Here is a 25,352-nt window from a genome sequence, read left to right on the forward strand (position 1 = left end):
CTGGCCAGCGCCAGCGCAGGCCTAGCTGGCCGGCTGGCGGTGGCGGGGGGCTGCCTGTTCCGCGGACACCGGCAGGGTGGTCTTCCAGAACAGCGGGCGCGGGTCCAGCGTCCACACCAGACGGCGCCACAGCGGACGGCGGGCGCGCAGTGCCTTGATGTACGCCCGGGCCTCACCCGTCGCCAGGCCGGCGTCGTCAGCCGTGGCCATGCCCGGCGCGAACGCGACCAGGTTCACCATGCTGGCCGCCTGGTCGAGCGATGGCAGTTCCACCCACGCCGCGTACCGGCCACGGCCGTAGACCAGCCCGGCCCACTGCGCCACCTCGCTCGCGGTGAGGTGGGCCGGTGGCGGGTACCCGGCGAGGCGCAGCGCGTCACGGATCTCGACCCACGAGCCGCCGATCCGCTCGGCCGGGCTACCGGAACCGAGGCGGCTGCGGTGGCGTGACCTGCGGAGCAGTACGACGGAGAGCAGCGCGCACAGCACCAGGATCGCCCCGGCGATGGCCAGTGTCCGGCCCAGGTGCGGGTCCTCGGCCGCCTTGCCGATCGGGGTGACCGCGCCCGGCAGCGCGCCGGAGCTGGACGGGATCGGCGAGGAGGTCACAGTGGACGGTGTCACCGAGGGCTTGGTCGTCGGGGGCGGCGTGTAGTCCTCTTCGAGGGGACGGGCCTTCGCGTTCACCGGCATCGGGTCGAAGGAGACCCAGCCGTGGCCGTCGAACCACACCTCCGGCCAGGCCATCGCCTGCCCGGCCAGCACCGGGTGCGCCCCGGCCTTGCCCTTGAAGCCGACGACCACGCGGGTCGGCAGGCCCATCATCCGGCCGAGCAGCGCGAACGACGCGGCGAACTGCTCCGACGTGCCCCGCCTGCCGCCCATCTTCGGCTCGTCGAGCAGGAAGAACTTCAGGTGTACCTGGGAGTGGCCCGTCGGAGCGTCCGTCGCGAACGTGTAGTGCTCGGCGAGGAACGCCTGGAGGGTCAGCGCCTTCGAGTGCGGGCTGATCGCGTCCTTGCCGATCGAGTTGGCTAGGTCGACGAGTTCCTTCTGGATCGACGGGGCGACCGTCAGGTACTTCTCGGCTTCCGGGCCGGTCGGCACGCTCGCCAGGGTCAGCGTGTTCACGTCTGGCTGGGTGCGGAGCGACTCGACCTGGTACTTCTGGCTGGCCGGGAGCCCGCCCGACTTGAAGAGCGTGCCGGTGTTCGTGTCGAAGGCGACCCGGAGGTTGTCGACACGGCGCGGCACGCCGACCGCCGGTACGAGGCTGCCGCCCAGCCCGCTCACCGTGTACGTCTGCTTGACTGTGGTCTGCTTGCCCGTGGCCACCGGGCCCTCGGCGCTGGGCAGCACCCGGCCGGCGTTGCGGTAGTCGGCGGACAGCTTCCACGTCACCCCGTCGTACTCGTTGAGCACGGCCAGCCGGATCGGCGCGTCAGCGGACAGGTCCGCGTCGAACAGGTGCTGCTTCGGGTTCGCGGCCCAGCCGGAGAGCCGGATCAGCGGATTCTCGTCGAGGACGTCCTTACGCGGCGGGGTGACCTCGCTGCGCGGGTCCTTCGGAGTCCGGCCGACGTGGTCGAACACGATCGGACCGGCCGCCACGGCCACCGCCACCATCGCAGCCAGCCCGGCCGCCGCACCGCCGAAGGCGCGCAGCTGGAAAGCACGGTCCCGGGGTTGCGGTGGTGCCTCCACAGTGGATGCGGCACCCTGTCGGGCGCTCAGTGCGAGGCCGACCGCGCACACCGCGGCGAACGTCATCGACAGCCACAGGGCCGGGCGGGCGTTCGGGCCGGCCAGGACGAGGGCTCCGGCGTAGGCCAGGGTCGGCGGGAGCGCGCCGAACAGCAGCCTGCCGCCCCGGCCACCGATCTCCGCGCCGGCCAGGCCAGCCACCCAGATCGCCACGATCGGGGCGAAGATGGTGTCCGGGGTCGCCTCGACCGGTACCGCTGCGGTGAGCAGGCGGGGCAGGGCGTTGCGCGCCGCGTCCGCGTACACCTGGAAGAGCGTGCCCTCGTTCTCGGCGGTGAGGGTCATGTTGACCGCGAGCACCGTGTATCCGGTCAGGCCGAGGACCGAGACGGGTCCGGCGAGCCAGCCCGGCAGCGGCCGGAGCAGCGTGCTGAGCAGCACCGAGCCGGCGGCCGCGCCCATCAGCAGCATCAGCGTCTTGCCCTGGTCGTAGATCCGCGTGTACGCGAAGGCCGCCAGCGCGGTCAGCGTCAGCAGGACGAGCACGCCACCAGCGCCGCGGAGAAAACGCCCTACCACGTGCCCACCCCGTCCCACGCCGCCGCGAACTCGCCGGCGTCGGCGGCCGACAGGACCAGCAGGCCCGGAGCTGCGGTCGGCTGGGCGTCGGCGTCGCCGAGCACACCGGCCACGATCACCGGATAGGCACCCTTGAGCGTGGCGACCTGGCGGATGTCCTCAGCGCCACCCGGGCCGGTCAGGTAGATCAGCGTGTCGCCGAGGCGGCCGATCCGCAGGCCGTCGACCGTCGGCTGCACACCGCCCGGCTGGTCCGGCTGGAGCGACGCCTCGGAGAGCAGGTCGAGGAAGGCGTTACGGCTGTCCTTGCCCGACACCTCCTTGCCGCTGCTCAGCCGGAGCCGGACATACAGCCCGTCGGTCAGCGAGGCGATCACCACAGAGGCCGCGGCCTCACACGCCTCCTCGAAACTCTGCTCGGTGTGGACGGACGACCGGTCGTCGAGGACGACCACCATCACCGGGAGGCTCGTGTCGGTGTGCTCCTTCACCATCAGCTCGCCAATCCGGGCCGACGTGCGCCAGTGCACCCGGCGCAGGTCGTCGCCGACCACGTACTCGCGGAGGGTCTCGAAGCTGACGTGGCCGTGCGGGATCTGGTCGGTGCGGCCGTCGAGGCTGCGGGCGATGCCAGCCGGTACGGCGCGGATCGGGTGGGCGACCGGGTGCACCCAGACCCGGCCGGACTCACCGTAGGACCTGGGTACGGTCGCGAGGCCCAGCGGGTCGGTGCGGGTGATCCGGAGCGGGCCGACCTCGATCACGCCACGGCGGCTGGTCGGCACCGGGTACACCGTGCGGGTCTGCGTGCCCCGGCGCAGCTTCAGGAGCGGCACCGGCACCGTCGTCTCCCCGCAGCGGTCGGAGGCGACCACCGTCATGTTCCGGAACTTGTTGTCGTTGCGGATGCTCAGGTACACCGTGGACGGCTCACCGCGCGTCACCCGGTCGGGGTCGAGGATGCGCTGGACGTCGAGCCGGGCCCGCAGGCTCACGATCGCCACGGCCACGACGAACGCCGCCAGTGCCACCGCGCCGAGCACGGCCAGCTCCGGGTACCCGTAGAGGAAACCGGGGACGAGCAGGGCCGGACCGGCCGCGAGCAGAGCCCAGCCGCGGGCTGTCACCCGCACCGGGAACGCCCCCTCCTAGCCAGCTGACCGCCGGTCATCCCGCGACACCGGCCGGCTGCGGCACCGGCACGGACTCGAGGATCTCCGCGAGCACCGCCGGGGCGGTCGCGCCCTTGAGCTGGGCGTCCGGGCTGAGCAGCAGCCGGTGGGCGAACACGGACTCGGCGAGAGCCTTGATGTCCTCGGGCAGCAGGTACGCGCGGCCGTCGGACAGCGCGTATGCCTGGGCGGCGCGGACCAGGGCGATCACACCACGGGGGCTGACGCCGACCCGGACCTGACCGTGGTTACGGGAGGCCGAGGCGAGCTGGACGGCGTAGGCGTACAGGGCGTCGGCGACGTACACCCGCTGGGCGAGCCGGGCGAGCTGCGCGACGGTGTCGGTGTCGGTGACCGGCTGGAGGTAGTCGGGCGAGCGGCCAGCGGCGCCGCCCCTGACCACCTCAAGCTCGACCTCCGGGCTCGGGTACCCCACGGAGAGCTTCATCAGGAACCGGTCGAGCTGGGCCTCCGGCAGCCGGTACGTGCCGTCCATCTCGACCGGGTTCTGCGTGGCGACCACGAGGAACGGGCGCGGGACGGGATGCCGGACGCCGTCGACCGTGACGTACCGCTCCTCCATCACCTCGAGCAGCGCGGACTGCGTCTTCGGCGAGGCGCGGTTGATCTCGTCGGCGATCACGATGTTCGCGAAGACCGGGCCCGGGTGGAACTCGAACTCCCGGCTGGCCTGGTTGAAAATGGTCACACCGGACACATCGGAGGGCAGCAGGTCCGGAGTGAACTGGATCCGCCGCCACTTACCGCGCACCGAGGCGGCGATCGCCCGGGCCAGCGTCGTCTTCCCTACTCCGGGCACGTCCTCCAGCAGGACGTGGCCCTCGGCGAACAGCGCGGTGAGCGCCAGCCGGACCACCTCGGGCTTGCCGAGCACGACGGAACCGACGTTGTCGGCCAGCCGGGCGAAGACAGTGGCGTAGCCCTGCGTCTCGGCAGGAGTGAGGGGGTGCGGCGCGGTCACTGCGGAACTCCTCGCGGCGGTGCGTTGAACCTAGCTGAACCTGGGTACTTCGAACCTAACGGTGCTGCTCAGCGCCGTAAAGCGCGGCAGCGGGTGATGCTGGTCTGACATGGTCCATCGTGGGGCGCGACATGCGCACCCCACGATGGGTTCCCGCTCGGTAGTGACACAGGTCACCAGGCGCTGGGCCCTCCGGTCAGCAGTTCGGCAGGAGGTTGAGGCCGCCGGTCGAGCCGTCCCCGGTGCCCTCGCCGTTGACCTCGACCCACGACCACGGCACGAAGCCGTTCTTGCCACCCGGCCAGGAGCCCTTCACCCACATGGGGCTGCGGCGGTTGAGGGTCTTGGTCTTCGAGCTGATCGTCCAGCCGCTCTGCTTGCAGGTGAGCTGGCCGGTGTCGCCGCCACGGACGTCACCGATCCACGGGCCCTGCTTGCAGTTCGAGTCGTAGTTGTCGTAGCAGGGGTGGCTGCTGACCTCGATCGGGCACATGTCGTCGCAGATCACCTTGCCGCTGACCGTCTTGGTCGAGACCGACACGGTCACCTCACGCTGCCCCGCCGGGTTCTTCGCGAGGATCTTGTACGTGTGCGAACTGCCCAGCGCCAGGCCGGTGATGTTGTGCTCGAACCGGCCGTTGCAGGCAGCCGGGCCGGTGCGGCCCTCCACCCAGCACTCGGTCGGGCCGCCGTTGTTCTGGACGTTCACCCAGATCTTGGCGGTCGTGTACTGGCCGTCGCCGCCCTGGCCGTTCATCGTCGGGGCGGTCAGCGTCTTCGCGGCGGCCGTGGTGGGCTTGCTCTGCCCGGCCTCGTTCTCGGCGATCACGGTGACGTTGATCTGCTCGCCCTCGCCGAAGCCGCCGATCTCCATGCTCGTGCCCGTCTGGTCCGGCTGCTTCTTGCCGTTGGCCGTGACCACGTACCGCTTGATCGCGCGGCCGTTGGGCACAGCTGCCGTCCACGCCGCCTTGACCGTGCCGGCCTTGCTGGTCACGGTGGTGACGGTGAGGCCGGTGACCGGCTCGGGCGTGAAGAACGGCACGACGGTGTTACTCACCGGCGAGGACTTGCTCTCGACAGCCTTCTCGTTCACGGCCTTGACCGTGAAGGTGTACTGGGTGCCGTAGTCCAGCTTCGTCCCCGGGTCGCCCTTCTTGCCGGCCTTGACGGTCAGCTCGGTGCCCGTGGACTCGCCGACCAGCTCCGGCGCGCCGCCACCGGCACCGCCGGGAGCCGTGCCGCCGCTGCTCGCGTACACCAGGTACTTGGCGATCTTGAGGCCCTGGCCGTTCGCGGCGTCCCACGTGACCTTGACCGTGGCGTCCTTCGCCTCGGCCGCGGTGACCTTGGCCGGGGCGTCGGGGACCTCGCTGGTCGGGACGACCGGGTTCGAGGCCTTCTTCGGGCCTGCCCCCTTCGCGTTCACCGCGTGCACGTTGAACGTGTAGGCAGTGCCGTTGACCAGGTTCGGAATGGTCAGGGTGCGCTGGTTCGCGCCGACCTCGACCGGAGCCGGGCCACCCTCGACCACGTACTTGGTGATCGGCGCCAGGTTGTCCTTCGCCGGGGTCCAGTTGACCGTGGCGGAGGCGTTGCCGGCGATGGCGGTCACCGTGGCCGGGGCGCTCGGCGGAGTGGGCTCCGGCGGCTTCGGCGGCTCCGGCGGCTTGGGCGGGGTCGGGGGCGTCGGCGGCACCGGCGGCGGGTCGCCACCGGGGATGCCGTTCGGGAACTTGTTGACGTCCTTGGTCTTGTGCTTGTCGTCCACCACCCGGGCGTCCTTGCCGGACGGGGCGTTGATGAACAGGTGGTTCTCGCGGACGTCCAGCTCCAGCGCGCCGCCCTCGTTGGCGATCTTGATGCGCTCGACGAAGCTGCCGTTGCCGTCGATCACGTAGACCGAGCCGGCCACGGTGTCGGCGACGTAGAACCAGCCGGCCCACGCGACGGCAGGCTGAAGGCCGCCACCCTGACCCGGGTTGAGCCCCTCGCGGGACACCTCGAAGTCACGGACGGGCTTGTCCGGCTGCACGACGTACACGTGCCGGTCGTCGGCGACCGTAACCGGCACACCGGTGCCGGAGGTGCGGTCGGGGAGCGCGCCGGGCTTGCGGATCGGCAGCGGGATCTTCTTGACCACGTCGTCCCGGATCGTCACCAGCGCGGCGGCGGTCTGGTCAAGCACGGCGATGCCCTTGTCCAGGATGGACAGCGAGATGTCGTGCTGCGGGTCGGTGGCGGGGACGGTCTTCGCCACGGTCGGGTCGACCGTCTTGGAGCCGGCCTTGACCGCGACGACGGTGCCCTCGCTCGGCACGGCGAGCCAGAGCCGGTCCTCGTTGTCGAAGCCGCCGCTGCGCAGGCCGGACGGGAAGCGCAGCGGCTGCCCGGCCGGGCTCAGGTTCAGCGGGTGGATCTGCTGGACGGTGCCCTGCGGGCTGTCGATCAGATACGCCAGGTCGTCCTTGAGCGCGATGGTGATGCCGAAGCCCGGCGTGGTCTCCATCGTGGCCGACACCTGGAGGGTGGTCAGATCGAGCGAGCTGATCTTCCCGGTCACCAGGTCGCGGACGATGAGGAACCTGTCACTCTGCGTGATGACGACGTCGTGGTCCTTGGAGCCGGGCAGCTTCTGCCGGGTGTCGACGGAGCCCTTGACCCCGTTGACCCGGCCCAGCTCGCCGGACTTCTTGCTCCACACCCAGGAGCTGGCGTCGAAGACGGCCACCGCCTTGTCGGCGATGCCCAGGCCCAGCACCGTCAGCGCCACGGCCGCCAGCATGGCCACCGTGACGGTCAGGGTGACCACCACTCCGGATTTGCGCGACTTGCCCGCTATGCGTGTCATCGCCCCCGCGGCCCTCCGTCACTTTCCCTACCCCGAACCGAGGCCATCATATGGCTCCCGTCAAGGCCATCGAACATTCTCGCTGTGCCGGGTTCATACCCGCGCTCCAAATCAGACGTCCGGCGGCTGAGCAGCCAGAACATGTACGGCATTCCCGTCAGGGCGCCGGAAAACTCCTGCGGCCGCCCCCGGGCCGGCCGCTGTGTCGCGGCTCACGCCCCCGGTGAGCCATCCCCCCGGCTGAGCCAGCGCTCGCCTCCGCAGGGCACGGGCGAGCGTAGACGGGCGGGCGTTAACCGAGCGTGAAGCGCCGTGATGATCGTGAGAGCTACCGGTCCCAGACCCAGAGGCCGCCGATCCTGCTGGGTTCACCGTACAGCGCGGAGGCGGTTCTCAGGAGAGCGTCCTCTTTGTCCTCACGGTCGACGACGTTGCTGTGCAGCGGGGCCATCACGACGGCTCCGGCGCGCCAGTACGCGAGGTCGGCGGCGGCGGCTTCGCGGTCGGCGTCAGAGACGTCCGGAGCCTCACCGGTCTTGTACGCGACGGCGAAGAGCTTCGTGCTCGGGCGGGGTGGCGGCCCGAAGAGCGAACGGCCGTCCCCGCCGCCGGGTCCGAGGAAGTAGCCACCGGCGAGGCGGAACTCCAGCCCGGTCGCCGCGCCCCAGCGCATCCCGTCGGCGTAGGCAGAGCCCGCGACGGGGATGGTGACGAGCGATTCGCCACTGTGGACGTACGCGCGCCACGTGCCGTCAGCGATGAATCCGGGGATCGGGCGCTTGGCGACGCGCAGGGGTACGGGGGTGAGCGGGACGAGCGCGATGGCGATGGCGGTGCACGCGAGGCGGCGGGCCGTGGTGCCGGGAGTGGTCCGGGTGAGGGCGAGCTGGACGCCGAGGGCGGTGAGGATGCCGGCTATGGGGAGGACGAAGAGGGCGACGCGGACGGGTACGACGGTGTCGAAGAGCGGGAGCTTGTGGAGGGCTCGCCAGGGGCCGGGGACGCTGGTGTTCTGCCCGTAGGCCATCACCTTCGGCCCGAGGGACAGTGCCGCCAGGGTCAGGCCGGTCACGGTGAGGGCTTTGACCAGAGTGGAGCGCCAGAGGACCACTCCCGTGACCAGGAGCGCCACGAGCAGCGGCCAGCCGTAGAACGTGTTCTCCTCTGCGGGGTTGGCCGACAGCCGGTTCGCTGCGACCGGGTCGCCGAGGAACGAGCCCCGGCCGAAGGCCGGGAAGGAGGCGATGTCGGCCCCGTAGTGCTCGATGCCAGCCGGGACGCCACGGTAGTGGTAGGGGCCGAAGAACTGGTACCACAGTGGATAGGCGAGGACACCGAACGCCAGGGCCGCCGCGATGGCCAGGCCGGTGAGCATCGGCTTCCAGTACTGGCGGGCCTCGTCGCGGCGCAGCACGGCCCAGGTGAGGACGAAGACTCCGAGCCCGAGCGCCGTGAGGAACAGGACTTCCTCGTTGATGAACGCCTGGACGGTCACGAGCGCGCCGAGGATCAGGCCGCGCCGGAGCGGGCGGCCGTGCCGGAGCCGCAGCGCTTGCCACGCGATGAACGGCACGAGGAACTGGGCCACGAGATTCGGGTGGCCGTTGCCCTGCGAGAGCGCGCCGGGACCGAAGCCGCACAGGGCCGCGCCGAGGAAGGCCGCGGCCCGGCTGGCCACGACGTGCCGGGAGAGCAGCCAGTACCAGGCGGCTGCCGTGGCCGCGAAGCCGAGCGTCAGCGCTATTAGGTACGACACTCCGGGGCCTAGCCAGAGGGTGACCGGGGTAAGCGGGATCGCGAAGGCCAGCACGGAGGTGTTGGCCATCAGGTTCACGCCCTCCGGCGCGTTGAGGACCCGGTCGGCGAGCGGGTTCGTGCCCTCGGAGAGCGCCTTGGCCGCGTGGGCGAACGCCCAGTGGAAGAAGGCGTGGTCGCTCTCGTTGGTGGCGTGGACACGCCCGGCGGGATTCAGCCAGAGCAGCCCGGTGACGAAGAGAGCGAGAATGACATAAGAGGCGTATGCGAGCAGGTCACCTGTGCTAGGGCGGCTCCCCCGGCTGCCGCCGTCCCGGCTGGCCGCCGGGGCCGGAATCACCGGAACAGGCATACTTGTCACAGTAAAGGACGGTACCGCTGTCCTGTTTGTGGCGCTGGGTACACACACCGGGGACGGTGGATTCAGTACGCTCGTCTGCGTACGTCCACGTCCGCCTGTCGTGAGGAGGCGTACGCGCCGTGACTGGTAAAAGCTCCTTTGTCGTGGTCGCCAACCGGCTGCCCGTCGACGAGGTATCACCCGGCCAGTGGCGGCGGAGCCCCGGTGGCCTGGTGACGGCACTGCACCCGGTGCTCCAGGCTGCCCGTGGCGGCTGGATCGGCTGGCCGGGCAGCTCCGGGCCGGCCCCGGCCCCCTTCGAGCTGGACGGGATGCAGCTCTACCCGGTGCCGCTGTCCGCCGAGGAGATCGAGCGGTACTACGAGGGCTTCGCGAACAGCACGCTGTGGCCGCTCTACCACGACGCCGTCGAGCCGCCGCTGTTCCGCCGGGCGTGGTGGGCTTCCTACCTGCGGGTCAACGAGCGGTTCGCCCAGGCGGCCGCCGACCTGGCCGCGCCGGGTGGTGTCGTGTGGGTGCAGGACTACCAGCTCCAGCTCGTACCGAGCATCCTGCGTGAGCTGCGGCCGGACCTGAGGATCGGTTTCTTCCTCCACATCCCCTTCCCGCCGGTCGAGCTGTTCATGCAGCTGCCGAGGCGGGTCGAGCTGCTGCGCGGCCTGCTCGGCGCCGACCTGGTGGGATTCCAGCGCCCGCTGGCCGCGCAGAACTTCCTCCGGCTCGCCCGGCACCTGCTGGGGCTGCGGCCCCGGGGCAGCGTCGTGGAGGTCGACGGGCGGCTGGTGCAGGCCGGCGCGTTCCCGATCTCGATCGACACCCCGGCCATCGAGGCCGTGGCGGCGAGCGCCGAGGTGCAGGCCAGGGCGAAGGAGATCCGCCAGGAGCTGGGCGACCCGAAGACGCTGATCCTCGGGGTGGACCGGCTCGACTACACGAAGGGCATCGAGCACCGGCTCAAGGCGTTCCGTGAGCTGCTGGCCGACGGCAGGCTGGCGGTGCCGGAGACGGTGATGGTGCAGGTCGCCACGCCGAGCCGGGAGCGGGTGGAGCACTACCACGAGCTGCGGGTGAAGGTGGAGCGCGAGGTGGGCTGGATCAACGGCGACTTCGGCCGGGTCGGTCTGCCCGCTGTGCACTATTTGCACCAGTCATACTCACTCACGGAACTCGCCGCGCTGTACCGGGCGGCGGATGTGATGATGGTTACACCTCTGCGAGACGGGATGAACCTGGTGGCGAAGGAGTACGTCGCGGCCCGTGTGGACCACGGCGGCGCTCTCGTGCTCTCCGAGTTCGCCGGGGCCGCCGCCGACCTGCGGCAGGCGTACCTGGTGAACCCGCACGACCTCGACGGGCTGAAGGAGGCCGTGCTCAACGCCGCGCACGCCTCGCCAGCCGAGCTGTCCCGCCGGATGCGCGCGCTGCGCCGGCAGGTCCGCACGCACGATGTCCAGCACTGGGCCAGGTCCTTTCTCGCCGCCCTGGGGCTGGACACCCGGCAGCCCCTCTCGTCAGGAGACAGCACCGGCCACGAACATGGCGGCGGTGAACCGGCCGCCAGGGAGCACACCGCATGACTCTGCCCGACACCGCCGCGTCGCTCGGCGCGGAACTCCGTGCCGCACTCGTCCACCTCGCGCGGGTACCGAAGCTGCTGGTCGCCTGCGACTACGACGGCACACTCGCCCCGATCGTCACGGATCCGTCCGCCGCCGTACCGCTGCCTGAGGCTGTCGCCGGGCTGCGGACGCTGGCCACTCTGCCCGACACCAAGGTGGCGGTGATCTCCGGCCGGGCACTGCGTGACCTGGCGGCGCTGTCGCGGCTGCCGAACGAGATACACCTGGTCGGCAGCCACGGTTCCGAGTTCGACGTCGGGTTCGTGCACGCGCTGCCCGCCGAGGCGCTCGACCTGCACACCCGGCTGCACACCAAGCTGGCCGAGCTGACCCGTGGCCGGCCGGGGGTCCGGCTGGAGGTCAAGCCCGCCAGCATCGCCGTGCACACCCGGGCCGCCGACCGCGCGGTCGCCGGTGAGGTGCTCAGCGCGGTGCGCCTGGACCCCTGTACCTGGGACGGCGTGCACGCCACCGAGGGCAAGGAGGTCATCGAGCTGGCGGTGATCCCGACCAGTAAGGGCACTGCCCTCGACCGGCTCCGCGCGCAGCTCGGCGCGACGGCCGTGCTGTTCGTCGGCGACGACGTGACGGACGAGAAGGCCTTCGCGCACCTCCAGGGGCCGGACCTCGGGATCAAGGTCGGGCCTGGCGAGTCGGGCGCGAAGTACAGAGTGGACAGTCCGGAGCAGGTCGCGCTGCTGCTGGCCACCCTCGTGGACATCCGGAAGAACTGGCTGCTCGGCGAGCGCTCCGTGCCGATCGAGCGGCACACCATGCTCGGCAACGGGCGGAACGTGGCACTCCTGACGCCCGACGCCCGCGTGACGTGGCTGTGCCACCCGCGCTCCGACTCGGCGGCGCTGTTCGCCGACCTGCTGGGTGGCGAGCCTGCCGGGCACTGCACGATCGCTCCCGAGCGGCCGGGCAGGCCGCTGCTCGGCCAGCGGTACCGGCCGGCGTCGATGACGGTCGAGACGCGCTGGTCGGGGCTGACCGTGACCGACTGGCTCGACGCGCCGGAGGACGGCTCGGACACGACAGTGCTGGTCCGGCTGCTCACCGGGCACGAGAAGGCGCAGATCACCTTCGCGCCCCGCCCCGAATTCGGGCAGGTGCCGATCAGGCTCCAGCCGATCGGCGACGGCGGGCTGCACGTCCTGGGCTCCAACGAACCCATTTCCCTGTACGCGCCGGGGCTCGACTGGGACATCGTCGACGACGCCGGCCACGACACCGCGCGGGCAGTGGTGGACCTGGCGGCGCACGGAGGCACGTACACCCTCGAAGTGCGGTGCGGGACGGCTGACCTGGAGCCGCCGACGGTCGTCGCGGAGGAACGGCGCGACGCGATCGACGCCGGGCACCGGTCGTGGCTGGCCACCCTGAAGCCCCCGGTGCTGGCCAGGGACGAGGTGCTGCGGTCGGCGCTGACGCTGAAGATGCTGTGCGACGCGCCGACCGGCGCGATCCTGGCGGCGGCGACGACCTCGCTGCCGGAGACGATCGGCGGCATCCGCAACTGGGACTACCGCTACTGCTGGCTGCGCGACGCGGCGATGACGGCCCGCGCGCTGGTCGACCTGGGTTCCGTGCACGAGGCCGAGGCCTACCTGGGCTGGGTGGCCGGCTGTGTCGAGCGGACCGGCGGCCACCCGGAACGCCTGCACCCGCTGTACACACTGGACGGTCTCGACCTCGGCGCCGAGGCGGTGATCGAGAGCCTGCCGGGATATGCGGGTTCCCGGCCGGTGCGCGTCGGGAACGCTGCGAACCGGCAGGTCCAGCTCGACGTGTTCGGGCCGGTCGCTGATCTGGTGGCTGCGGTGGCCGACCACCGGGGCAAGATCACCGAGTACGAGTGGGGCATCGTCGAGGCGATGGTGTCCGCTGTGGAACGCCGCTGGCACGAGCCGGACCACGGGCTCTGGGAGGCCCGCCTGCCACCCCGGCACCACGTCTACTCGAAGGTCATGTGCTGGCAGACGGTCGACCGGGCGCTCGCGACGGCCGAGCGGCACGGCATGCCGCGCGGCGAGGGCTGGCACGAGCTGCGCGACCAGATCGCGGCGAACGTGATCGAGCACGGCTGGAACGAGGACCTCAAGGCGTACCCGGCGGCGTACGGCTCCACGGATCTCGACGCGGCCTCGCTGTGGATCGGGCTGGCCGGGCTGCTGCCCGCCGACGACCCGCGTTTCCTGTCCACGGTGCTGGCCATCGAGGCCGAGCTGCGCAACGGGCCGGCCGTGTACCGCTACAACTCCGACGACGGGCTGCCGGGCGTCGAGGGCGGCTTCATCATCTGCGCGACGTGGATGATCGAGGCGTACCTGCTGACAGGCCGGCGGCACGACGCCCACGAGCTCTTCCAGCAGGTACTCGACTGCGCGGGGCCGACGGGGCTGCTGCCGGAACAGTACGACCCGGTCAGCGAGCGGACCCTGGGGAACCACCCGCAGGCGTACAGCCACCTGGGGCTGATCCGGGCGGCGATGTTGCTGGACCAGTGAGCAACCGGGCAGGGGTGCCCCCGTGGCACCCCTGCCCGGCGCGCCCCATGCGCAGCCGAAGTCAGCGGACGGCGACCGCGATGGCCATCCAGCCCCGGGGCTGGACCCAGTTGTCGGGCAGCGGGGCGAGCAGGTTCTCTGAGTGCACCAGCCGGAGGCTGATCCGTACCGGCTTGCCGACCTCGAGCGCGAACGGGGGATTGGCTGTCTCGTCGATCAGCCGGTATCTCTGCACGTCGCCGATGGTGTGGGGCTGGTGCACGTTGCGGCTGCCACGGGCCGGTTCGTACTCCCCCGGCATCCGCATAGTCGAAGGCGAGTGGAGTCTGCCGTTCACGGTGACCACGCAGAAGAGCGGCCGGGTCACCTCTTCCTGAAGCTCGCAGTACGGGTAGATCTCCGCGTCGAGTGTGGCCGGAGTCCAGGTGAATCCGATCTCGCGTGCGGCGAACGAGTCACTTTCCGATTTCAGGAGCCGGTATCCGTTCCTGACCGCCGGAAAGCCGACGTCGGCGGGCGGGTATTCGTCGGCCGGTGGGAGGCTGACCGAGCGGGTGCCGGGGATGAGCAGGTACGCCGTGATGAGGAGCAGGATCGCCAGGCAGGCGGCGCCGGCCGTGACGAGGCGTGTGGTGCGGCGGCGGCGTACTCGGGACTGGACTCCGGCCAGGCGTTGCGTGCCGGGAGGTGCGTCGGGGATCTCGGGGAGGTCCGGGCGCAGGGTGGGGTCGAGGCGGAGTTTGGCGAGGGCTTTTGAGGCGTAGTTTTTCACCGCGCCGGGTGAGATGCCGAGTGTCTCGGCGATCTGGGCTTCGGTGAGGTCTTCGAGGTAGCGGAGCGCGAGGACGGCGCGCTGCTGGCGGGGTAGCCGGGCGAGCGCGCGCCAGACCTCGTCACGGTCGTCCACTGTGGCCTGCTGGGCCGGGGTGGCCGTGTCCGGGAGTTCGCTGGCTGGCTGTTCACCGTTCCAGCGGCGGCGCCACCAGGTCGTGAACGTGTTGGCCATGACCTTGCGGACGTACGGCTCCGGGTCGGCGGAGATCTTCTGCCAGACGGGCCAGGACTTGGCGAGTGAGGTCTGGAGCAGGTCCTCTGCCAGGGCGTGGTCCCTCGTGAGGACATAACCGAGGCGGAGCAGCCGCGGCGAGCACGCCCCGACGAACTCCTCGAACTGCACGTTGCCCGACATCCCCGTTCCCCCTTCCGCTCTCGCCTGCTACTAGGAATACGACTCGGGCAGGCGGGCCGGTTGTACGGAGGGACAGTTCACTATGACGGACCCGGGACATCGGACAGCGATTCGCCGATCGCGATGGCCATCCAGCCAGGAGGCGGGGACCACGAGCTGGGCGGCGGCTGCATCGTGCCCGCCCGGTCAGGGAACCGGACGCGGATGGTGACACGGACCGGCTTGCCTGGCTTCAGTTTGTGCGGGAGGTTCGCCTGGACCACATGGATACCGTTCACCGACCAGAGCGGGCTGCCGGGACCTGTTGACGGCGTACCGGGTTCCGGGTCAGCACCCAGGCGCCGCGGTATGGCTTCACTGTGGTGAACGTCGTCGATGTAAACGGCGCAGACGAACGGCTCGCGCCACGCTCCGCTGATCTCGCAGTAAGGGAAGACCTTGGCGTTCAGGGTGCGGGGTGTCCAAGTGAACCCGACATCCCTGGCTCCGAGCGGGCCGCGTTCGGCCTTGACCATCACGTAGCCGTCGCGGCCATCGGAGAAGCCCACCTCGGCTGGCGGGCGGCCGTCCTCAGCCGGGGGCAGGCTGATGGGGCGGAAGCCGGGGATGAGCAGGTAGGCGGTGATGAGGAGGAGGACCGCGACGCAGGCGGCGCCGGCCGTGACGAGGCGGGTCGTGCGGCGGCGCCGGATCCGGGCCTGGACCTCGGAGAGACGGCCCGGGCCGGGGGGCGTGTCGGGGAGTTCCGGGAGGCCGGGGCGGAGAGTGGGGTCTAGGCGGAGTTTTGCGAGGGCTTTGGAGGCGTAGTTCTTCACCGAGCCAGGTGAGATGCCGAGGGCTTCGGCGATCTGGGACTCGGTGAGGTCTTCGAGGTAGCGGAGCGCGAGGACTGCGCGTTGCTGGCGGGGTAGGCGGGCGAGGGCGCGCCAGATCTCGTCGCGGTCGTCCACTGTGGTGTGTGGCGTGGCGGTGGCTGGTTCGGGGAGTTCGGCTGCCGGGCGTTCGCCGTTCCAGCGGCGGCGCCACCACGTCGTGAACGTGTTGGCCATGACCTTGCGGACGTAAGGTTCGGGATCGGCCGAGATGCGCGGCCAGACCGGCCAGGACTTGGCCAGCGCGGTCTGGAGCAGGTCCTCCGCGAGAGCATGGTCCCGTGTGAGGACGTACCCGAGACGGAGCAGCCGGGGCGAGCACGCCCCGACGAACTCCTCGAACCGCACGTTGTCTGTCATCCCCGTCGCCCTTCCGTCTCGCTCGGCTAGCAGGAGTACGACTTGGCCGAGCGAGCCGGTTGTACGGGTGACGGATTCTTTCTCAGTGCGACAGGACGTCGACCACGTCGCCGATGACGACGATGGCCGGCGGGCGGGCGCCGAGGGTGGCGACCGTGGACAGCGTGCCCCGGAAGATCTGCTGCCGGGAGGTGGTGCCCTCCTGGATGACCGCGGCCGGGGTGTCCGGGTCGCGGCCGGCGTCGACCAGCGTCTCCGTGATGGCCGCCAGGTTCTCCACGGCCATGAGCAGGACGAGGGTGCCGCGCAGCCTGCCGAGCGCCCCCCAGTCGATCAGCGAGTCGGGGTGCAGGGGCGGGATGTGCCCGGAGACCACGGTGAACTCGTGGGTGACGCCCCGGTGGGTGACCGGGATGCCGGCCAGCTCGGGGACGGAGATGGCGCTGGTCACGCCGGGTACGACCTCGACGGTGATCCCGGCGGCGGCGCAGTGCAGGAGTTCCTCACCGCCACGGCCGAAGACGTAGGGGTCGCCGCCCTTGAGCCGGACGACGAACTTGCCGGCCAGCGCCCGGTCGACCAGGATCTCGTTGATCTTCTCCTGGACGAGCTGGCGGCCGTACGGGATCTTCGCGGCGTCGATGATCTCGACGTCGGGCCGGAGCCCTTCGAGGAACATGCCGGAGGCGAGCCGGTCGGCGACCACGACGTCGGCCTCGGCGAGCAGCCGGCGGCCCCGGACGGTGATCAGTTCCGGGTCGCCGGGGCCGGCGCCGACCAGGGCCACGCCCGGCTTGTGGTTCGCGTCGGGGACGCTGAGGGTCCCGGAGTCGAGGCCGGCGTGGATGGCGTCGCGGAGTGCCATCGAGCGCAGCGGGTCGCCGCCGCTGAGCACGGCGACCGTGGTCTGCCCGTGGCGGGTGACGGCCGGCGTCCACGCGGTCGCGGCGTGCCGGTCGTCGGCCCGGACGCAGAACACGCGGCGCTCGTCGGCGGCCAGCGAGACGGCGGCGTTGACCTCCGGGTCGCTGGTCGCCACGTGCACCAGCCACGCGCCATCCACATCGGACGGTTCGAAGCCGCGCTTGATCCAGCTGACCGGGAGGCCTTCGAGGGTCGGGGTGAGGGACGGCGACACGACCGTGACCAGGGCTCCCGCTTCGAGGAGGGCTGGCACGCGCCGTTGTGCGACCGCGCCGCCGCCGACCACCAGGACCTTCTTCCCCGCGAGGATCAAACCAATGGGGTACTGGCTGCTCATCGTCACCTACTTCTCGCTCACGCCGGCGCTGTCGAAGGTGGCCACCTCGTGGAGTACGCGGACGGCGCTGGCCGCGATCGGGAGGGCCAGGAGTGCCCCGGTGCCCTCGCCGAGGCGGAGCCCGAGGTCGACGAGGGGTTCGAGGCCGAGGTGCGCGAGGGCGATCGTCGCACCCGGCTCGGCGGAACGGTGCCCGGCGACGCAGGCGTGCACGGCGGCGGGCGCGATGGCCACGGCCGCCAGGGCCGCGGAGGCCGCGATGACGCCGTCGAGGATCACGGGGATCTGCCGGGAGGCCCCGCCGAGGATGTACCCGGCGATGGCGGCGTGTTCGAGCCCGCCGACCTTGGCCAGCACGTCGATCCCGTCGGACGGGTCGGGGCTGTGCTTCGCGAGGGCCGCGGCGATCACGGCCGTCTTGTGGTCGAGCATCTCGTCGTCGATGCCGGTACCCCGGCCGGTGACCGCTTCGGCCGGCCGGCCGGTGAACGCCGCGATGAGGGCCGCGGCCGGGGTCGTGTTCGCGATGCCCATGTCGCCGGTCAGGAGGACGCGCGCTCCGCCGTCGGCGAGCTGGGCGGCGATGGCGATGCCGGTTTCGAGGGCCGCGATCACCTCGGCGCGAGTGAGGGCCGGTTCCTGGGAGAAGTCACGGGTACCGGGGCGGACCTTGTGCTCGCTCTCGCCGGACGCGACGCCGACGTCGACGACCGTCACCGACGCACCGGCCTGGCGGGCGAAGGCGTTGACGACAGCGCCGCCCGCGCCGAAGTTCGCGAGCATCTGCGCGGTGACCTCCTGCGGCCACGGCGTGACGCCCTGCGCGTGGATGCCGTGGTCCCCGGCGAAGATGGCGAGGGCTGCCGGTTCGAGGAGCGGCGGCGGGCAGGTACCCGCGAGGCCGGCCAGGCGGCTGGCGAGGGGTTCGAGCGCGCCCAGGGAACCCGGTGGCTTGGTCAGCAGCAGCTGCCGTTCCTCCGCCTCGGCCACGGCGACCACGTCGAGTGGCCGGATCCGCTCCAGCGCGGACATCAGCAGCTCCATCAGTGCACCTCGTCTTTCAGTACTTCCAGAAATGCTCGGGAGACGGCCGGCTCCCGTACGGCGATCCGCAGCCAGTCTGGTCCCAGACCGGGGAACGTGTCAGCACGGCGTACCACATAACCGCGTTTTCTTAACCGATCGCGCAACTGCAAGCCGCCGACGGTCTTGACCAGGACAAAAGAACTCGCGTGGTTTGGCAGGACTTCTATCCCTCCGACGGCTGACAGGCCATCTGCGAGGAACTGGCGGTCGGCGGCGAGGGCCGTGGCGATCTCGCGCTCGGCGGCGAGGGCCTCGGGTGAGGCGCAGGCGATCGCGGCGGCGAGGGCCGGCGTGGAGACGGGCCAGAGCGGGAGCCGGTCCGCGAGCCGCCGGACGAGGTCAGGCTCGGCCAGCAGGTAACCGATGCGCAGGCCGGCCAGGCCCCAGGTCTTGGTGAGGCTGCGGATGACGACCAGGCCGGGGACGCGCTCGCCGGCCAGGGACTCCGGCTCGCCGGGGATGGTGTCGGCGAAGGCCTCGTCGACGATCAGCGTCCGGCCGGGACGGGCGAGGGCGCGCAGGTCGGCTGCCGGGTGCAGTACCGACGTCGGGTTGGTGGGATTGCCGATGACGATGAGGTCCGCGCGGCCAGGGATTGCTGACGGGTCGAGAGTGAACGGTGGTTCGAGAACGACCCGGTGGACGTGGTGGCCGGCGGAGCGGAAAGCGGCCTCTGGTTCCGTGAACTGGGGGTGGATGACGGTGGGGTGCGCAGGCGTCAGGGTTTGGGCGAGGACCGTGAAGGCCTGGGCCGCACCGGCCGTGAGGAGGACCTCGGAGGGGTCCCTTCCATGCCGGGCGGCTATCGCCGCCGTGGCGGCCGTGGCGTTGGGATAGAGGTGCAGCTCCCGCATGGCCCCGGCGATCGGGCCGGCCAGCCACGGCGGGTGCGGGGCCCGGCGGACGTTGACCGCCAGGTCCACCAGCCCGGGGGCCAGCTCGGCGTCGCCGTGGTGCCGGAGGGGATCCATGCGGTGGATCATGCCCGACCGCAACTCGGCGCGCGACTTCTCCCTGAAATGCCGCAACCTCATAGAGAATCTGACATACCGTGAGCTAGTGAGGATTCCCGCCGTACTCCATGCCCTCGGTCGGCTCGGTCCACTCCTCCGCTGCGGGCTGGCGGGCGGGGTCCTGGTCGCCGCAGTGACGCTCCCGGTCGTGGCCACCGCAGGCTTCGGCGCGAAAACCGGCGCGGAAGCGATCGGCAAGATCGACTCTCTGCTGCCCAACGGCCAGCCGCCGCAGACGTCCTATGTGTACGCCGCGGACGGAAAGACACTCATCACGGCCTTCTACGACGAGGCCCGCAAGTGGGTGCCCCTCGAGCAGATCTCCCCCGCCGCCCAGCAGGCGATGATCGCGGCGGAGGACTCCCGCTTCTTCGAGCACAACGGGGTCGACGCGAAAGGCGTCATCCGCGCCTTCGTCGCCAACCAGGTGACCGGCGAGGTGCACCAGGGCGCGTCGACGCTCACGATGCAGTACGTCCGGAACATGCTGCTGACCACCGCGGAGAACCCGGACGACGCCCGGGCCGCCACCGAGCAGACCAGCTCCCGCAAGGTCCGCGAGATGCGGATGGCCGTCGAGCTGGAGAAGAAGGTACCGAAGACGAAGATCCTCGAGGGGTACCTCAACATCGCGTACTTCGGGCACCGGGCCTACGGCATGCACGCCGCGGCGCAGGTGTACTTCTCGAAGCTGCCGAAGGACCTCACGGTCGCCGAGGGCGCGATGCTCGCCGGGCTGGTGCAGGCACCGTCCACATACGACCCGGCGAGTACCGACAAGAAGACGGCCACGGAGCGCCGCGACTGGGTGGTCGACCGGATGGTGCAGATCAAGTACCTGTCCCCGGAGGCCGGAGCCGAGATCAAGTCGAAGCCGATCGCCCTCAACGTCGGCACCATCCCCAACGACTGCGCCGGCGTGAGCGCCGAGCACAACGACTGGGGGTTCTTCTGCGACTTCATGCACTCGTGGTGGCTCCAGCAGCCCCAGTTCGGCGCGACGCGGGCCGAGCGGGAGAACGCGCTGCGCCGCGGCGGGTACACGATCATCAGCACGCTCGACCCCGGCGTGCAGAACATGGCGAACACGAGCGTCCGGTCGAAGGAGGACGCCAGCAGCTCCTTCGCGCACGGGATCGTGATGATGGAGCCCGGTACCGGCAAGGTACGGGCGATGGCCGTCAACCGGAACTACGCCCTCGACCAGAGCGCGAACGGGCCGAACACGAACAGCGCGAAGCGGGCGGCAGGCATCCCCGGCAGCTACCCGAACACCGTGGTGCCGCTGCTGGGCGGCGGGGACATGTCCGGGTACCAGGCCGGGTCGACGTTCAAGATGTTCACGATGCTGGCAGCGCTGGAGCAGCAGCTCCCGCTGTCGACGACGCTCTACGCGCCGGGCAAGGTGACGACGAAGTACATCGTGGAACCCGGCGGGCCAGCGTCCTGCGGTGACAAGTGGTGCCCGTCCAACGCCTCGGCAGGCATGACCGGCGCGCAGACGATGTGGTCGGGCTTCGGCAAGTCGGTCAACACGTACTTCGCCCAGCTCATCCAGTCCGTCGGCGCCGAGAACGTGGTCCGCATGGCCGAACGCACCGGGCTGCGCTGGCACAACGACGTCGACCGGGAGATGGCGCAGCCGGGCCGGGCCGACGGCTGGGGCGCGTTCACCCTGGGCGTCGCCGACACGACACCGCTGGAGATGGCCGGCGCCTACGCGACCGTCGCGGCGAACGGCGTCTACTGCGCGCCGATGGCCGTCCACAGCGTGAAGGACCCGAGCGGCAAGCCGGTCAACATCACGCCGCAGTGCAACCAGGCCGTCCGGCCCGACATCGCCCAGGCCGCCGCTGACGCGGCGCGGTGTGTGACGGGCTCCGGGGCCGCGAAGGGCTCGTGCGGCGGCTGGAGCACGGCACCGGCGGTGGCCGGGATCGTGGGGCGGCCGGTGGCGGGGAAGACCGGTACGACCGACAACAACCGGGCGGCGTGGTTCGTCGGCTTCACGCCGGAGCTGTGCGCGGCGAGCTTCTTCGCCGACCCGGACAACCCGTTCCACTCGGTCGGCGACTGGAACTCGCAGAAACCCATCCACGCGGTCGCCGAGCTGCTGAGGGACACGCTCCAGGGGCAGGAGGTCCGGCAGTTCAACGCGCCGCCGGATCTGATCAGCTACGGGCCGAACGGCAACCGGGGTGGCGTACTGCCGGGAGCGCCAGCGAAGCCTGCGGCTCCGGCGCGGAGGTAGGCAGAGGATTCGAGAGGATGTCCCGCTTTCCCGGGGTCGGGGAAGCGGGACATTTTCCGCGTACCGGGTGAAGGCGCGGGCCGGAAGCGCGGAAGTTGTGACGGAGTGATGACGGTGGGACGCGGGACGGGCCGGCGTGCGGAAGGATCGGTGTCAGTGAGCCCGCGAGTGCGCACGGGGGTGCTCGCGGGCTCAGGTACCAGATGAAGCTGGGGTGTGGGGTTTCGCGGGGGTGGCGGGGTTCGCTTCCTTGCGGGCGAACCAGACGTAGCCGAAGACCACCATGCCGGCGAAGAGCCACCACTGGATGACGTAGGCGATGTTCATCCAGGTGGGCTGGCTGCCGGGCTCGGCCCCGATCGGCTGGAAGCCTTCGGCGGGCGGGTCGGCGGAGACCCAGCCGTTCCGGATGGGGTACGGGAGCTTCCCGGCGATCCGGTCAGGATGGATCCGCCGGACCTCGAGATCGCCGGACGGGCTGCGATCCACCGGGCCCGGGCTGCTCTCCGGCAGCCGGATCCGGCCGGCGACCGTCACCTGGCCCTGGGGAATGTTCGGGATTGATGGGCGTTCCGACAGGCCGGACGGGCCTGGGGGTACCCAGCCGAGATCGATGATCACCGCTGGACCGGTGGGCACTCTCAGCGGAACGAGCACCTCGAAACCCACCTTGGTGCCCGACGTGCGGCCCCGGACCAGGATGAGGTTCGCCGGGTCGTACTCACCGGTGACCGTCACCCGCCGCCACTCGTCCGTCGTGGCCGGTGAGCTGGGAAAATCCGCGAGCGGAGCCGGCGGCGCCGCGACGGCGGCAGCCACCCGGTCATTGATCTCGCCGCGCGTGTGGAACCGCTCCAGCTGCCAGAAACCGAGCAGGCCCATGCCTGCGGCCGCGGCGAGCGCCAGGGCCGCGATGCCCAGCCAGCGCGGCGAGAGGAGGAAGCGGTACACGCCGGTCACGGTACCCCGCGCCGAAATGTGACCTGGCTCCTGGCAGCCGCGGTCCGATAGGGTCCCGAGGCGTGAGGACAGGGATCAACACGCCGGTACGCCGCTTCCCGCCGCTGACCGTGCAAACGCCCCGGCTGCTGGTCCGCGCGCTGACCCTGGCCGACGCGCCCGCCGTCACCGCCGTCTTCGACGACCGGCAGACCCGCAGATGGCTGCCGTTCCCCGACCCGTTCACCCCGGACGACGCGCAGCAGTGGTGCACCGACCTGGCCGCAGACCGCCGGGACAGCGGCGACGGGGACCACTACGCCGTCGAACGGCGCGAGGACGGCAAGCTCATCGGGTGCCTGTGGGCGAAACGTACCGACTGGGCCGCTCAGGTCACCCAGGTCACGTACGCGATGTCGCCCGAGGTGCGCGGCATGGGCGTGGCGTGCGAGGCGCTGGACGCGCTGTCAGTCGCGCTCGTGCTGGAACACGGATTCCACCGGGTCGAGCTGCGGATCGCACCGGGGAACCTCGCTTCGCGGCGGGTGGCGGAGAAGGCCGGGTTCACGTACGAGGGACTGCTGCGGAACGCCGGCTATGTCCACGGTGGACGGGTGGACCTGGAGGTCTGGTCGCTGGTGGCGGCCGATCTCAAGGGGTAGTGCGACAGCGTTACGTGGTGATGAGGGTGCCGTGGGCCTCGATGTAGGCGCGGGTGCCTTCGGTCGTGAAGTGTTCCTCCTCGGCCGCCGCCCAGCGGAGCAGCTCGGGACGCAGGTGCTCGCCGTCGCGGGCCACCGCCCTGGCCAGGCGCACGTCGGCGGGGGCGTCCACGAAGACCGCCGCCGTGAGGAACGGGCGGGCTGCGCGGCGGGCGCTGGAGACGCCTTCCAGGATGAGGACGCCGCCGGGTGGTACCTCGTGCCAGGTGGGCGCGAAGCGGGCGTTGAGCCAGTCGTAGGACTGGTAGCGGCCTGGCTCGCCTCTGGCGATCGGATCCAGGAGCCAGGTGGTCACACGCGGCCACATCGTGGGCAGGTCGTCCCAGCCGTCCAGCAGGTCGTCCAGGTGGATAGTGGTTACTGGCGCTGTGGCCGGCCGGAGTGTCGCCGCGAGGCGCGCGGCGAACGTGGACTTGCCGGAGCCCGAAGGTCCGTCGATCGCGACGAGGCGCGTCCGGCCCAGGGCCGGTGGACCAGCCAGGATCGACGTGACGAGTTCTGGCGAGGCTCTCATCGCGAACTGTCCAGGATGGACTGGAGGAGGTCGGTGTCGAGGTACTCGGCCACCAGATCGCCCAGCAGATCCAGCTGGCGCAGCCGGAGGGCCGCGAAGTCGGTGTCCGGAGCCGGGACGAAGGCGCGGCCGGCCGTCGCGGCCACCTCGGCGAGGAAGGCACGGCGGAAGGCGTTGTTCTCCAGCAGGCCGTGCCAGTGCGTACCCCAGATCGAGCCGTGGCGCAGGCCTTCCGGTGTCCCGTCGGCGAGCGTGATCAGCGGGTCACCCGTGGTCTCCGCCTGGCCGTAGTGGATCTCGTACCCGGTGACGGGGTGGCCCAGCGCCGTGCCGGTGGGCCGGGACAGCGTCTTCGTCTCAGCGAACGTGATGCGGGACGGGAGCAGGCCCAGCCCCGGTACCTGACCGGAAGCCGACTCGACGTGGTCGGTGATGGACCCGGCGAGCATCTGGTACCCCCCGCAGATGGCGAGGATGGGGCGGCCTTCCGCCGCCCGGGCGGCCAGAGGGGCAGCCAGGCCCATGTCGCGGAGCCAGGCGAGGTCGGCGACTGTTGCTTTGCTGCCGGGAAGTACGACCAGGTCAGCCGCTGCCACGTCAGCCGGGTTCGACGTGAGGCGCACCGTCACACCCGGCTCGGCGGCGAGCGCCTCGGCATCCGTCGCGTTCGAGATACGCGGAAGGCGGATCACGGCGACGGAAAGGCCGTCGGGGCCGAGAGGTGGCGTAGGGCGGCCGAGAACCGCACCGTCCCGGTAGGACAGTGAGTCCTCCCCGTCGAGCCAGAGATCCTGGCTGAACGGGAGCACACCGAGGACGGGGCGGCCGGTACGCGCCGAGATCATGTCCAGGCCGGGATCGAGCAGCGACCGGGAACCCCGGAACTTGTTGATGACGAAGCCACGGATCAGCGCCTGGTCCTCGGGATCGAGAAGAGCCAGCGTGCCGTACAGGGCTGCGAACACCCCGCCACGGTCGATGTCGCCGACGACGATGGCCGGGATGTTCGCGGCCCTGGCCAGCCCCATGTTGACGAAGTCGCCCTCCCGGAGATTGATCTCCGCCGGGCTGCCAGCCCCCTCACAGACCACGACGTCGTACTCCGCGCGAAGCGAGTCGAGCGTCGAGAACACCGTGCCGGACAGCTCGGCCTTCAGCGAGCGGTAGTTGCCAGCGGTGACCTGGCCGGTCGGCTGGCCGAGAACGACGACCTGGCTGCTGTGCTCGCTACCCGGCTTGAGCAGCACCGGATTGAACCGGACGCTCGGCTCCAGGCCGCAGGCTGCCGCCTGGAGGACCTGGGCGCGGCCGATCTCGCCGCCGTCGGGAGTGACGGCCGAGTTGTTCGACATGTTCTGGGCTTTGAACGGGGCGACCTTGACGCCCTGGCGGTACAGCCAGCGGCAGATGCCGGCGGTGAGGATGCTCTTGCCGGCGTCTGAGGTGGTGCCGGCTACTAGGAGGGCTGCGCCTGGGGGGCGGGTGGGGTGGGGTGCTGGGTGGGTGGTGCTTTGTGCTGCGTGTCGCTCGCCGGATTCGGTGCGGGGGGAGGGGGCCCTCCCCCCTCCCCCCACCCCGCCCGCCCCGCCCAGGTGCTGTGCTTTCCCCGCCC

17 protein-coding genes are annotated in these 25,352 nt (G+C 70.9%); 4 read left to right on the forward strand and 13 right to left on the reverse strand.

Annotated features, from left to right (window positions below; all coding sequences use genetic code 11):
• Window positions 1-21 precede the first annotated feature (21 nt).
• The 5 genes from A3G1_RS35830 to A3G1_RS0120425 form a co-directional block, all read right to left on the reverse strand.
• A complete protein-coding gene (locus A3G1_RS35830) occupies window positions 22-2,283 on the reverse strand; it encodes a transglutaminase TgpA family protein (protein ID WP_157641237.1) in 2,262 nt (753 codons plus the stop codon).
• Window positions 2,277-3,416 (reverse strand): DUF58 domain-containing protein, encoded by a 1,140-nt coding sequence (locus A3G1_RS0120410; protein ID WP_018351339.1) that lies wholly within the window; start codon window positions 3,414-3,416, stop codon window positions 2,277-2,279. The genes A3G1_RS35830 and A3G1_RS0120410 overlap by 7 nt, the downstream gene beginning before the upstream one ends.
• Before the next feature lie 34 nt (window positions 3,417-3,450).
• Complete coding sequence (locus tag A3G1_RS0120415) at window positions 3,451-4,437, reverse strand: AAA family ATPase (RefSeq protein ID WP_018351340.1); 987 nt, start codon at window positions 4,435-4,437, stop codon at window positions 3,451-3,453.
• A gap of 196 nt (window positions 4,438-4,633) precedes the next feature.
• Window positions 4,634-7,288, reverse strand: coding sequence for a fibronectin type III domain-containing protein (locus A3G1_RS0120420; RefSeq protein WP_026212328.1), 2,655 nt, complete (start codon window positions 7,286-7,288; stop codon window positions 4,634-4,636).
• A gap of 328 nt (window positions 7,289-7,616) precedes the next feature.
• Entirely contained in the window at window positions 7,617-9,395 is a 1,779-nt protein-coding gene (locus tag A3G1_RS0120425) for a DUF6311 domain-containing protein (RefSeq protein ID WP_018351342.1), read from the reverse strand.
• Between the two features lie 128 nt (window positions 9,396-9,523).
• On the opposite strand from A3G1_RS0120425, the gene A3G1_RS35835 reads away from it, so the two are divergent.
• Together A3G1_RS35835 and otsB are read left to right on the forward strand one after the other, a co-directional pair.
• Window positions 9,524-10,981: an alpha,alpha-trehalose-phosphate synthase (UDP-forming) gene (locus A3G1_RS35835; protein ID WP_083937003.1), complete on the forward strand. Its 1,458-nt coding sequence runs from the start codon at window positions 9,524-9,526 to the stop codon at window positions 10,979-10,981.
• A complete protein-coding gene (otsB, locus tag A3G1_RS0120435) occupies window positions 10,978-13,533 on the forward strand; it encodes a trehalose-phosphatase (protein WP_018351344.1) in 2,556 nt (851 codons plus the stop codon). The genes A3G1_RS35835 and otsB overlap by 4 nt, the downstream gene beginning before the upstream one ends.
• Window positions 13,534-13,594: 61 nt before the next feature.
• Here otsB and A3G1_RS39720 read toward each other — a convergent pair whose 3' ends face one another.
• The 5 genes from A3G1_RS39720 to cobC all read right to left on the reverse strand — a co-directional run bounded on the left by A3G1_RS39720 (window position 13,595) and on the right by cobC (window position 19,272).
• Complete coding sequence (locus A3G1_RS39720; protein ID WP_018351345.1) at window positions 13,595-14,722, reverse strand: SigE family RNA polymerase sigma factor; 1,128 nt, start codon at window positions 14,720-14,722, stop codon at window positions 13,595-13,597.
• A gap of 80 nt (window positions 14,723-14,802) precedes the next feature.
• Window positions 14,803-15,954: a SigE family RNA polymerase sigma factor gene (locus A3G1_RS39725; protein ID WP_018351346.1), complete on the reverse strand. Its 1,152-nt coding sequence runs from the start codon at window positions 15,952-15,954 to the stop codon at window positions 14,803-14,805.
• A gap of 82 nt (window positions 15,955-16,036) precedes the next feature.
• Window positions 16,037-17,215 carry a uroporphyrinogen-III C-methyltransferase gene (gene cobA / locus A3G1_RS0120450; RefSeq protein ID WP_026212330.1) on the reverse strand — a complete coding sequence of 393 codons (1,179 nt, stop codon included), beginning with the start codon at window positions 17,213-17,215 and terminating at the stop codon, window positions 16,037-16,039.
• 6 nt (window positions 17,216-17,221) lie between these two features.
• On the reverse strand, window positions 17,222-18,253 hold the full coding sequence (gene cobT / locus A3G1_RS0120455) for a nicotinate-nucleotide--dimethylbenzimidazole phosphoribosyltransferase (protein ID WP_026212331.1): 1,032 nt from the start codon (window positions 18,251-18,253) through the stop codon (window positions 17,222-17,224).
• Window positions 18,254-18,258: 5 nt separating this feature from the next.
• Complete coding sequence (gene cobC, locus A3G1_RS0120460; protein WP_018351349.1) at window positions 18,259-19,272, reverse strand: Rv2231c family histidinol phosphate aminotransferase CobC; 1,014 nt, start codon at window positions 19,270-19,272, stop codon at window positions 18,259-18,261.
• On the opposite strand from cobC, the gene A3G1_RS0120465 reads away from it, so the two are divergent.
• Window positions 19,271-21,565, forward strand: a complete 2,295-nt coding sequence (locus A3G1_RS0120465; protein WP_018351350.1) for a transglycosylase domain-containing protein — start codon at window positions 19,271-19,273, stop codon at window positions 21,563-21,565. The genes cobC and A3G1_RS0120465 overlap by 2 nt on opposite strands.
• 192 nt (window positions 21,566-21,757) lie before the next feature.
• Here the strand turns inward: A3G1_RS0120465 and A3G1_RS35850 are convergent, their stop codons facing one another.
• The gene (locus A3G1_RS35850; RefSeq protein WP_157641239.1) at window positions 21,758-22,516 is read right to left on the reverse strand and encodes an SURF1 family cytochrome oxidase biogenesis protein; all 759 of its coding nucleotides are present in this window, start codon (window positions 22,514-22,516) and stop codon (window positions 21,758-21,760) included.
• Window positions 22,517-22,587: 71 nt separating this feature from the next.
• Here A3G1_RS35850 and A3G1_RS0120475 point away from each other — a divergent pair, with 71 nt between their 5' ends.
• Complete coding sequence (locus A3G1_RS0120475; RefSeq protein ID WP_018351352.1) at window positions 22,588-23,166, forward strand: GNAT family N-acetyltransferase; 579 nt, start codon at window positions 22,588-22,590, stop codon at window positions 23,164-23,166.
• Between the two features lie 10 nt (window positions 23,167-23,176).
• Here A3G1_RS0120475 and A3G1_RS35855 read toward each other — a convergent pair whose 3' ends face one another.
• Both A3G1_RS35855 and A3G1_RS0120485 read right to left on the reverse strand, forming a co-directional pair.
• Window positions 23,177-23,740, reverse strand: coding sequence for a (d)CMP kinase (locus A3G1_RS35855; protein WP_018351353.1), 564 nt, complete (start codon window positions 23,738-23,740; stop codon window positions 23,177-23,179).
• Window positions 23,737-25,164: a cobyric acid synthase gene (locus A3G1_RS0120485; protein ID WP_245563547.1), complete on the reverse strand. Its 1,428-nt coding sequence runs from the start codon at window positions 25,162-25,164 to the stop codon at window positions 23,737-23,739. The genes A3G1_RS35855 and A3G1_RS0120485 overlap by 4 nt, the downstream gene beginning before the upstream one ends.
• Between the last annotated feature and the right edge of the window lie 188 nt (window positions 25,165-25,352).

The sequence above is a fragment of the Longispora albida DSM 44784 genome (assembly GCF_000379825.1).
Classification (GTDB): Bacteria; Actinomycetota; Actinomycetes; order Mycobacteriales; family Micromonosporaceae; genus Longispora; species Longispora albida.

Bases quoted from the DNA above. Each gene is read 5' to 3' on its own strand.
- A3G1_RS39725 (WP_018351346.1), bottom strand. From the start codon at position 15,954: ATGACAGACAACGTGCGGTTCGAGGAGTTCGTCGGGGCGTGCTCGCCC.
- A3G1_RS0120465 (WP_018351350.1), top strand. From the start codon at position 19,271: ATGCGGTGGATCATGCCCGACCGCAACTCGGCGCGCGACTTCTCCCTG.
- cobC (WP_018351349.1), bottom strand. From the start codon at position 19,272: ATGGATCCCCTCCGGCACCACGGCGACGCCGAGCTGGCCCCCGGGCTG.
- otsB (WP_018351344.1), top strand. From the start codon at position 10,978: ATGACTCTGCCCGACACCGCCGCGTCGCTCGGCGCGGAACTCCGTGCC.
- A3G1_RS0120420 (WP_026212328.1), bottom strand. From the start codon at position 7,288: ATGACACGCATAGCGGGCAAGTCGCGCAAATCCGGAGTGGTGGTCACC.
- A3G1_RS39720 (WP_018351345.1), bottom strand. From the start codon at position 14,722: ATGTCGGGCAACGTGCAGTTCGAGGAGTTCGTCGGGGCGTGCTCGCCG.
- cobA (WP_026212330.1), bottom strand. From the start codon at position 17,215: ATGAGCAGCCAGTACCCCATTGGTTTGATCCTCGCGGGGAAGAAGGTC.
- A3G1_RS0120425 (WP_018351342.1), bottom strand. From the start codon at position 9,395: ATGCCTGTTCCGGTGATTCCGGCCCCGGCGGCCAGCCGGGACGGCGGC.
- A3G1_RS35855 (WP_018351353.1), bottom strand. From the start codon at position 23,740: ATGAGAGCCTCGCCAGAACTCGTCACGTCGATCCTGGCTGGTCCACCG.